This is a genomic window from Myxococcaceae bacterium JPH2, assembly GCA_016458225.1.
In the GTDB taxonomy this organism is placed as follows: domain Bacteria; phylum Myxococcota; class Myxococcia; order Myxococcales; family Myxococcaceae; genus Citreicoccus.
On sequence record JAEMGR010000077.1, the window covers coordinates 1 to 298 of the forward strand.

General features: G+C 70.8%; 1 protein-coding gene. It reads left to right on the forward strand.

The window, feature by feature from the left end:
* The coding region (locus JGU66_36160) for a hypothetical protein (GenBank protein MBJ6766210.1) at positions 1–298 on the forward strand (298 nt) is incomplete at both ends.

Sequence of the window (298 nt, forward strand, 5' to 3'; positions counted from 1 at the left end):
CGTTCCCTCCGGCACGCCTCCGACTCTCGACGCCCTGCGTGCGCACCTGCGACTCCAGCTTCCCGAGTACATGGTGCCCCCCGCCTTCGTCTTCCTCGACTCGCTCCCCCTCTCTCCCAACGGCAAGGTCGACCGTCGCGCGCTCCCTGCGCCGGAGATGACGGATGCGCACGCGTCGACTCAGCGCGAGCCGCCTCGTTCGGGACTGGAAGAGCGGCTGGCCGAGTCCTGGCGCGCGGTGCTTCGCATCCCCGCGGTGGGGCGCCACGACAACTTCTTCGAGCTGGGCGGCCACTCG